The sequence below is a fragment of the Streptomyces sp. HSG2 genome, assembly GCF_016598575.1.
Classification (GTDB): Bacteria; Actinomycetota; Actinomycetes; order Streptomycetales; family Streptomycetaceae; genus Streptomyces.
Map to the genome: position 1 here is coordinate 3,204,585 of NZ_CP066801.1, position 8,955 is coordinate 3,213,539.

Consider the following 8,955-nt stretch of genomic DNA (forward strand, 5'->3'; position numbering starts at 1 on the left):
CCGTCGCGGCAGCGGCCAATCGCTGTCGTGTGGCTAGCGGAAACAGAGAGAGGTAATTCCAATGGCTGGACCCCAGCGCCGCGGTAGCGGTGCCGGTGGCGGCGAGCGGCGGGACCGGAAGGGCCGTGACGGTGGCGCAGCCGCCGCCGAGAAGACCGCTTACGTCGAGCGTGTCGTCGCGATCAATCGCGTCGCCAAGGTTGTGAAGGGTGGTCGTCGCTTCAGCTTCACCGCGCTGGTCGTGGTGGGCGATGGCGACGGCACCGTGGGTGTCGGCTACGGCAAGGCCAAGGAGGTGCCGGCCGCCATCGCCAAGGGTGTGGAGGAGGCCAAGAAGCACTTCTTCAAGGTCCCCCGGATCCAGGGCACCATCCCGCACCCGATCCAGGGTGAGAAGGCCGCCGGTGTCGTGCTGCTCAAGCCGGCGTCGCCCGGTACCGGTGTGATCGCCGGTGGACCGGTGCGCGCCGTGCTGGAGTGCGCGGGCATCCACGACGTGCTGTCGAAGTCGCTCGGCTCCGACAACGCGATCAACATCGTGCACGCGACCGTGGAGGCCCTGAGGGGTCTTCAGCGTCCCGAGGAGATCGCGGCCCGTCGCGGTCTGCCGCTCGAGGACGTCGCTCCCGCGGCCCTGCTGCGGGCGCGTGCCGGGGCGGGTGCGTGATCATGGCTCAGCTGAAGATCACGCAGGTCAAGTCCTACATCGGCAGCAAGCAGAACCACCGTGACACCCTGCGTTCGCTCGGCCTGAAGAAGGTCGACGACGTGGTCGTCAAGGAGGACCGTCCCGAGTTCCGCGGCATGGTGCACACCGTCCGCCACCTCGTGTCGGTCGAGGAGGTCGACTGATCATGGCGGAGCAGAACCCGCTCAAGATCCACAACCTCCGTCCCGCCCCGGGCGCCAAGACCGCCAAGACCCGTGTGGGTCGTGGTGAGGCGTCCAAGGGTAAGACGGCCGGTCGTGGTACCAAGGGCACGAAGGCCCGCTACCAGGTTCCGGAGCGCTTCGAGGGCGGCCAGATGCCGCTGCACATGCGCCTCCCGAAGCTGAAGGGCTTCAAGAACCCCTTCAAGACCGAGTACCAGGTGGTGAACCTGGACCGCTTGGCCAAGCTCTACCCGCAGGGTGGCGAGGTCACGGTCGAGGACCTGGTGGCCAAGGGCGCCGTTCGCAAGAACAGCCTGGTCAAGGTGCTCGGTGAGGGTGAGATCTCCGTGGCGCTGACGGTGCGGGTCGACAAGGCCTCCACCTCCGCCAAGGAGAAGATCACCGCCGCCGGCGGCAGCGTCACCGAGCTCGTCTGAACACTTCGGGCGCCTCGATGACTTGAGCGACACCGACCGGGGATACCCCACAAATGGGGTATCCCCGGTCGGTCGTTCCTAGGGCAGTGGTCGCGCAGGTATGGTGGCCAGCACTGCCCACTTCCACGGGTGCCGCACTTGGGGCACTCTGAGCGGCAGTCGGCCGTTCCGTATTCCGTCGTCAGTCCAACCTCAAGACCGTCGCCCTTGACGCAGTTGCGCGGGGGTCGCAGGAGGCACCGTGCTCACCGCGTTCGCCCGGGCGTTCAAGACGCCCGACCTGCGCAAGAAGCTGCTCTTCACGCTGGGCATCATCGTGGTGTACCGGATCGGTACGCACATCCCGATCCCCGGCGTGGACTACACGGCCGTTCAGGAGTGTGTGGACCAGGCGTCCGGCAACCAGGGCCTCTTCGGTCTGGTCAACATGTTCAGCGGCGGCGCGCTGTTGCAGATCACGGTGTTCGCGCTGGGCATCATGCCCTACATCACGGCCAGCATCATCCTGCAGTTGCTCACCGTGGTGATCCCCCGTCTGGAGGCCCTGAAGAAGGAGGGGCAGTCCGGTACGGCGAAGATCACCCAGTACACCCGCTACCTGACCGTGGCGCTGGCCGTCCTCCAGGGCACCGGCCTGGTGGCCACCGCCCGCAGCGGCGCCCTCTTCTCCGGTTGCACGGTGGCCAATCAGGTCGTCCCGGACCAGGCCATCTTCACCACCGTCGTGATGGTGATCGCCATGACCGCCGGCACCGCCCTGGTGATGTGGCTCGGCGAGCTGATCACGGACCGCGGTATCGGCAACGGCATGTCGATCCTGATGTTCATCTCGATCGCGGCGACGTTCCCCGCGGCCCTGTGGGCCATCAAGCAGGAGGGCGACCTGGCGGGCGGCTGGATCGAGTTCGGCACCGTGGTCGCCGTGGGCCTCGTCATGATCGGCCTGGTGGTCTTCGTCGAGCAGGCGCAGCGCCGCATCCCGGTCCAGTACGCCAAGCGCATGATCGGGCGGCGTTCCTACGGAGGCACGTCGACGTACATCCCACTGAAGGTCAACCAGGCGGGCATCATCCCGGTGATCTTCGCGTCGTCACTCCTCTACATCCCCGCGCTGATCGTGCAGTTCTCCAACTCCGACGCGGGTTGGGCCCTGTGGATCGAGCGGAACCTGGCGGCGACGGACGCGGCCGCGCACATCGTCCTGTACTTCCTTCTCATCGTGTTCTTCGCGTTCTTCTACGTGGCGATCACCTTCAACCCCGAGGAAGTCGCCGACAACATGAAGAAGTATGGTGGCTTCATCCCGGGCATCCGGGCTGGCCGACCGACCGCTGAGTATCTGAGCTACGTACTCAACCGGATCACCTGGCCGGGTTCGCTGTACTTGGGTCTGATCGCTCTCGTGCCGACGATGGCGTTGGCAGGTTTCGGGGCAAACCAGAACTTCCCGTTCGGTGGTACCAGCATCCTGATCATCGTGGGTGTGGGTCTGGAGACGGTGAAGCAGATCGAGAGCCAGCTCCAGCAGCGCAATTACGAAGGGTTCCTCCGCTGATGCGAATCGTCCTCGTCGGGCCGCCGGGTGCCGGAAAGGGTACGCAGGCCACCCGACTTGCCGAGACGTTGCACATCCCGCACATCTCCACGGGCGACCTGTTCCGCGCCAACATCAGCCGACAGACCGAACTCGGCAAGCTCGCCAAGTCCTACATGGACGCCGGCAACCTCGTCCCCGACGAAGTCACCATCGGCATGGCGAAGGACCGGATGGAGCAGCCCGACGCGGAGGGCGGTTTCCTCCTCGACGGCTTCCCGCGCAACGTCTCCCAGGCGGAGGCACTGGACCGACTGCTCGACACCGAGCGGATGACGCTGGACGCGGTCCTGGATCTGGAGGCGCCCGAGGAGGAGGTCGTGAAGCGGATCGCCGGACGGCGCGTCTGCCGGCACGACTCGGCGCACGTCTTCCACGTCACCCACACCCCGCCCGCCCGTGAGGGCGTCTGCGACGTCTGCGGCGGAGAGCTGTACCAGCGGGACGACGACTCCGAGGAGACGGTCCGCAAGCGGCTCGAGGTCTACCACACCAAGACCGAACCGATCATCGACTACTACAAGGCGCAGGGCCTGGTGGTGACCATCTCCGCGATGGGCGCGGTCGACGACGTCACCTCCCGGGCGTTGGAGGCGCTGAAGCGGGGGGAATAGCCCCTCGCGCCGGCCGAGGCAGCCGCGGTTCCCGTCGAGGGGCCGCGGCTGCGGCGCGCGAAGCGCGTGCCGTTCGTCACACGCCCGACTCCGCCGGAGTCCCGCTCGCTCGCGAACCCCGAGGGTTCCCCCCTGTCCGCCGTCGGCGGCGTGGAATCCGACCCCGGTGCGTCGACGCCCGGGCCCGTATCGTGGTGTAGTCCCCTTCTTCCAGGTCCAGAAAGGCCGCCGCCGTCATGGTGCAGATCAAGACCCCCGAGCAGATCGCCAAGATGCGTGAGGCGGGGTTGGTCGTCGCCGCGATGCACGCGGCCACCCGCGAGGCCGCCGTGCCCGGCGCCACCACCGAGGACCTCGACCAGGTGGCCCGCGAGGTCCTCGCCGAGCACGGCGCCAAGCCGAACTTCCTCGGCTACGGCGGGTTCCCCGCCACGATCTGCACCTCGGTGAACGAGGTCGTCGTGCACGGCATCCCCTCGGAGAAGACGGTCCTTCGCGACGGCGACGTCATCTCCATCGACTGCGGGGCCATCATCGACGGCTGGCACGGCGACGCCGCCTACACCGCCTTCGTCGGATCCGGCCACGCCCCGGAGGTGGTCGAGCTGTCCCGGGTCACCCAGGAGTCCATGTGGGCCGGTATCGCGGCGATGCGCCAGGGCAACCGCCTGGTCGACATCTCCCGCGCGATCGAGACCTACATCCGCAGGCAGCCCAGGCCCGGCGGCGGTCGCTACGGGATCATCGAGGACTACGGCGGCCACGGCATCGGCACCGAGATGCACATGGACCCGCATCTGCTGAACTACGTGGAGCGCCGTCGGGGCAAGGGGCCGAAGCTGGTCCCGGGTCTCTGCCTGGCCATCGAGCCGATGGTGTCCCTCGGCACCCCGAAGACCGTCGTCCTGGAGGACGAGTGGACGGTCGTCACCACCGACGGCACCTGGTCGTCCCACTGGGAGCACTCGGTCGCGCTCACCGAGGAGGGCCCCCTGGTGCTGACCGCCCCCGACGGGGGTCGGGCCAAGCTCGCCGAGTACGGCGTCACCGCCGCCCCCGACCCGCTGGCCTGAGCGGCCACCTCGGGGGCGGATTAGTCGTTTCGCCTTTCCGTGGGTGCCGGCGTAGACTGACGCGTCGACTCCGGTGCGCCCGTATGTCCACATGCGGCGAACAACGTGCTGGGGTCGATCAAGGTAGTCGATTCGAAGGGCGAAGCGTGGCCAAGAAGCAAGGTGCCATCGAGATCGAGGGCACTGTCGTCGAGTCTCTTCCGAACGCCATGTTCAAGGTCGAGCTCCAGAACGGCCACCAGGTCCTGGCACACATCAGCGGCAAGATGCGCATGCACTACATCCGTATCCTCCCTGACGACCGGGTCGTGGTGGAGCTCTCTCCGTACGACCTGACGCGTGGCCGGATCGTCTACCGATACAAGTAGATCTTGCCCATGTCCCGCGCGCAGGCGCGGGGCGGCCGGCAACCGAGCCCGGAGAACCTCACATCCCATGAAGGTCAAGCCGAGCGTCAAGAAGATCTGCGACAAGTGCAGGGTGATCCGCCGTCACGGTCGGGTCATGGTCATCTGCGACAACCCGCGCCACAAGCAGCGCCAGGGCTGACGCACGACAGACCGCTCCCTCCGCACCGCATTCGCAGGGATTCGCGCGACGCGAGCTGAACATGTTCATACGCAGGCCCCGGGCACGTACGTGCCCGACACCCCCGGCTCGGAGGCCGGGGACCCAGTTCGTACCTCGTACGGCGGCTGGGGGCGGTCCTGTGGAAGACCTCCGAATATCACCAGGAGCCATTGAATGGCACGCGTTTCCGGTGTCGACATCCCGCGCGACAAGCGCGTGGAGATCGCCCTCACCTATGTGTTCGGCATCGGCCGAACCCTCTCCCAGCAGACGCTGGCCGCCACCGGTGTCGACCCCGACACCCGCGTTCGCGACCTCTCCGAGGAGCAGCTCGTCGCGATCCGCGAGTACGTCGACAACAACTTCCGGACCGAGGGCGACCTCCGCCGCGAGATCCAGGCCGACATCCGCCGCAAGGTCGAGATCGGTACCTACCAGGGTCTGCGGCACCGTCGCGGCCTGCCCGTCCGCGGTCAGCGCACCAGCACCAACGCCCGTACCCGCAAGGGCCCGCGTCGCGCCATCGCCGGCAAGAAGAAGCCGGGCAAGAAGTAGTCCGCAGCGGACGCCGTCCACGGTCTTCGCTGTAGGACCGACCACCTCCCCGTAGGAGACTGAAGATGCCCCCCAAGGGACGTCAGGGCGCTGCCAAGAAGGTGCGCCGCAAGGAAAAGAAGAACGTCGCTCACGGCCACGCGCACATCAAGAGCACGTTCAACAACACCATCGTCTCGATCACCGACCCGACCGGCAACGTGATCTCCTGGGCCTCCGCCGGCCACGTCGGCTTCAAGGGCTCGCGGAAGTCCACGCCGTTCGCCGCGCAGATGGCCGCGGAGTCCGCCGCCCGCCGCGCCCAGGAGCACGGCATGCGCAAGGTCGACGTGTTCGTGAAGGGCCCGGGTTCCGGTCGTGAGACCGCGATCCGCTCCCTGCAGGCCACGGGTCTGGAGGTGGGCTCCATCCAGGACGTCACCCCCACCCCGCACAACGGCTGCCGTCCGCCGAAGCGTCGTCGCGTCTGACGCGCTTCGCGGCGAGGTTCTCGGGCGGTACGGCTCATCCGGGCCGTATCGCCCGTACCCTTGCAGTACCCGCACCGCTCCCGGTGCGGACCCGTCGGGTGTCATATAGCGGGCGCCCACGACTGAAGGAACTGATCACCCCATGCTGATCGCTCAGCGTCCCTCGTTGACCGAAGAGGTCGTCGACGAGTTCCGCTCCCGGTTCGTCATCGAGCCGCTGGAGCCGGGCTTCGGCTACACCCTCGGCAACTCCCTGCGTCGGACCCTCCTGTCCTCGATCCCGGGCGCCGCCGTCACGTCCATCCGGATCGACGGTGTCCTGCACGAGTTCACCACCGTGCCGGGCGTCAAGGAGGACGTCACCGACCTCATCCTCAACATCAAGCAGCTGGTCGTCTCCTCGGAGCACGACGAGCCCGTCGTGATGTACCTGCGCAAGCAGGGTCCCGGGCTGGTCACCGCCGCCGACATCGCGCCCCCGGCCGGTGTCGAGGTGCACAACCCGGACCTCGTCCTGGCCACGCTGAACGGCAAGGGCAAGCTGGAGATGGAGCTGACCGTCGAGCGCGGTCGCGGCTACGTCTCCGCGGTGCAGAACAAGCAGCTCGGCCAGGAGATCGGCCGGATCCCGGTCGACTCGATCTACTCGCCGGTGCTCAAGGTCACCTACAAGGTCGAGGCCACCCGTGTCGAGCAGCGCACCGACTTCGACAAGCTGATCGTCGATGTGGAGACCAAGCAGGCGATGCGTCCGCGCGACGCCATGGCCTCCGCCGGCAAGACGCTGGTCGAGCTGTTCGGTCTCGCCCGCGAGCTGAACATCGACGCCGAGGGCATCGACATGGGTCCGTCCCCGACGGACGCCGCCCTGGCCGCCGACCTCGCGCTGCCGATCGAGGAGCTGGAGCTGACCGTCCGGTCCTACAACTGCCTCAAGCGCGAGGGCATCCACTCCGTGGGCGAGCTGGTCGCTCGCTCCGAGGCGGACCTGCTCGACATCCGCAACTTCGGTGCGAAGTCCATCGACGAGGTCAAGGCGAAGCTGGCCGGAATGGGCCTCGCGCTGAAGGACTCGCCCCCCGGGTTCGACCCGACCGCCGCGGCCGACGCCTTCGGTGCCGACGACGACGCGGACGCCGGTTTCGTCGAGACCGAGCAGTACTGAGAGTCCGGCCGACCGGCCCGACTCGGGTGCGGTGGGGCGACGCGACGCGCGTCGCTCCCCGCGCCCTCTCCGGAGAGGGCGAAGGGCCCGATCCGGAGATCCGGCAGGCGACCGCCTGATCGGATCCTGACCCCGGTACCTGACACGGCCGGGGCAGACACTGAGGAGAGACACCATGCCGAGGCCCACCAAGGGTGCCCGTCTGGGCGGCAGCGCCGCGCACGAGAAGCTGCTCCTCGCGAACCTCGCGAAGAGCCTCTTCGAGCACGGCAGGATCACCACCACCGAGGCGAAGGCCCGCCGCCTGCGGCCCTACGCCGAGCGTCTGATCACCAAGGCGAGGAAGGGCGACCTTCACAACCGCCGTCAGGTGCTCCAGGTCATCACGGACAAGAGCATCGTCCACACGCTCTTCACCGAGATCGGCCCCCGCTACGAGAACCGTCCCGGCGGCTACACCCGGATCACCAAGATCGGTAACCGCCGCGGCGACAACGCGCCGATGGCCGTCATCGAGCTGGTCGAGGCTCTCACCGTGCGACAGGAGGCCGTCGGCGAGGCCGAGGCCGCCACGAAGCGCTCGGCGCAGGACGCCGAGGCCACCGAGACCGCCGATGCGGCCGAGACCAAGGTCGACGTGACCAAGGCCGAGGACGCCGCCGAGGAGTCCAAGGACGCCTGAGTCCCGACCAGGGGCGGCGTCGCCTCTCCGCGGAGGTCCGTGACGCCGTCCCACCGGCACGGCGGAAGGGGCCCGTTCCTTCAGGGGAACGGGCCCCTTCCGCCGTCTTCGTGAGGGAACGGACGTGGCCGTCGAGCCGGTCGCGAGGCGGCCGACCGAGTCCGTCGTCCCGTTCCGGGCGTGTACGACCACGGCGGGAGGCCGGGCCGGAGATCTCCGGCCCGGCCTCCCGCCGCGCGCCCCCCGACTCTCCCGCAGACCTCCCCGGATCGCGGTCGAGTCCGTTCGACGGCGGTCCGGTCACCCCCCGACCGCCGTCCACGTCGAGCCGATCCCTATCGGACGTACTTGACCACCAGGGGCGGCCAGCCCAGCTGCACGCCGACGTAGAGCTTGTCCTGCGGACCGGGGGCGCCCAGTGCCGCCACTCCGCTCAGCGAGCCGGAGAGCATCGGGCAGAGCACGGCGCCGGTGGAGGCGGGGAGGGTGGACTCGCAGAGAGCCTTGAAGGCGCTGGTGGACTGCGTCACCGCGTACTGGTAGAGCGCGGCGGTGGTGGCGTGGTCGAAGGTGTAGCCGACTCGGGCGGCGGAGGCCGAGGCCGCGCCCACGCCCTGCGGGGCGGCGACCGAGGTGGAAGCGGCGACCGCGGAGTGGCCGTCCGCGGTCGCGGCCATGGCGCCGGTGCCGCTCAGGACGAGTGCGCCGGTGACGGCGGAGACGGTCAGCACCTTGGCGAGCGAGTTCATGGGGTTCCTTTCACCGGGTGCCGCCCGTCGGGCGGCACCCGCCGCGCGAAGCGCGGCGATAGGGGGTAGGGGATGCCGAATCGGGGCGGTTTCAAGGCCGTTGGCGCCCGTTCCGGCATGATCTGAAGGTTATATGAATATGACTGTCGTTTTCAATAATGTCCGTGTGGCGT

Annotated in this window: 13 protein-coding genes; 12 read left to right on the forward strand and 1 reads right to left on the reverse strand. The window is 68.2% G+C overall.

All coding sequences use genetic code 11. The annotated features are described in order from the left end of the window. Positions 1-61 precede the first annotated feature (61 nt). The 12 genes from rpsE (at position 62) to rplQ (ending at position 8,033) form a co-directional block, all read left to right on the forward strand. A complete protein-coding gene (gene rpsE / locus JEK78_RS13775; RefSeq protein ID WP_200258884.1) occupies positions 62-667 on the forward strand; it encodes a 30S ribosomal protein S5 in 606 nt (201 codons plus the stop codon). A 2-nt stretch (positions 668-669) separates the two neighbouring features. Continuing rightward, the gene (gene rpmD / locus JEK78_RS13780; RefSeq protein WP_200258886.1) at positions 670-852 is read left to right on the forward strand and encodes a 50S ribosomal protein L30; all 183 of its coding nucleotides are present in this window, start codon (positions 670-672) and stop codon (positions 850-852) included. A gap of 2 nt (positions 853-854) precedes the next feature. Next, the gene (gene rplO, locus JEK78_RS13785; RefSeq protein WP_200258888.1) at positions 855-1,310 is read left to right on the forward strand and encodes a 50S ribosomal protein L15; all 456 of its coding nucleotides are present in this window, start codon (positions 855-857) and stop codon (positions 1,308-1,310) included. Between the two features lie 241 nt (positions 1,311-1,551). Further along, positions 1,552-2,865 (forward strand): preprotein translocase subunit SecY, encoded by a 1,314-nt coding sequence (gene secY / locus JEK78_RS13790; protein ID WP_200258890.1) that lies wholly within the window; start codon positions 1,552-1,554, stop codon positions 2,863-2,865. Further along, positions 2,865-3,518, forward strand: coding sequence for an adenylate kinase (locus JEK78_RS13795; protein WP_200258893.1), 654 nt, complete (start codon positions 2,865-2,867; stop codon positions 3,516-3,518). Before secY ends, JEK78_RS13795 begins: the two co-directional genes overlap by 1 nt. A gap of 236 nt (positions 3,519-3,754) precedes the next feature. After that, a complete protein-coding gene (gene map / locus JEK78_RS13800) occupies positions 3,755-4,591 on the forward strand; it encodes a type I methionyl aminopeptidase (protein WP_200258895.1) in 837 nt (278 codons plus the stop codon). A 146-nt stretch (positions 4,592-4,737) separates the two neighbouring features. Then, positions 4,738-4,959 carry a translation initiation factor IF-1 gene (gene infA, locus JEK78_RS13805; protein ID WP_003948620.1) on the forward strand — a complete coding sequence of 74 codons (222 nt, stop codon included), beginning with the start codon at positions 4,738-4,740 and terminating at the stop codon, positions 4,957-4,959. 67 nt (positions 4,960-5,026) lie between these two features. Then, complete coding sequence (rpmJ, locus tag JEK78_RS13810; protein WP_003974245.1) at positions 5,027-5,140, forward strand: 50S ribosomal protein L36; 114 nt, start codon at positions 5,027-5,029, stop codon at positions 5,138-5,140. A gap of 195 nt (positions 5,141-5,335) precedes the next feature. After that, positions 5,336-5,716 carry a 30S ribosomal protein S13 gene (gene rpsM, locus JEK78_RS13815; RefSeq protein WP_200258898.1) on the forward strand — a complete coding sequence of 127 codons (381 nt, stop codon included), beginning with the start codon at positions 5,336-5,338 and terminating at the stop codon, positions 5,714-5,716. Between the two features lie 65 nt (positions 5,717-5,781). Continuing rightward, on the forward strand, positions 5,782-6,186 hold the full coding sequence (gene rpsK / locus JEK78_RS13820) for a 30S ribosomal protein S11 (protein WP_003948617.1): 405 nt from the start codon (positions 5,782-5,784) through the stop codon (positions 6,184-6,186). A gap of 142 nt (positions 6,187-6,328) precedes the next feature. Continuing rightward, positions 6,329-7,351: a DNA-directed RNA polymerase subunit alpha gene (locus JEK78_RS13825; protein ID WP_069171149.1), complete on the forward strand. Its 1,023-nt coding sequence runs from the start codon at positions 6,329-6,331 to the stop codon at positions 7,349-7,351. Positions 7,352-7,526: 175 nt separating this feature from the next. Next, positions 7,527-8,033 (forward strand): 50S ribosomal protein L17, encoded by a 507-nt coding sequence (gene rplQ / locus JEK78_RS13830; protein ID WP_200258900.1) that lies wholly within the window; start codon positions 7,527-7,529, stop codon positions 8,031-8,033. Between the two features lie 335 nt (positions 8,034-8,368). Here rplQ and JEK78_RS13835 read toward each other — a convergent pair whose 3' ends face one another. Beyond that, the gene (locus tag JEK78_RS13835) at positions 8,369-8,782 is read right to left on the reverse strand and encodes a hypothetical protein (protein ID WP_200258902.1); all 414 of its coding nucleotides are present in this window, start codon (positions 8,780-8,782) and stop codon (positions 8,369-8,371) included. Positions 8,783-8,955 lie beyond the last annotated feature (173 nt).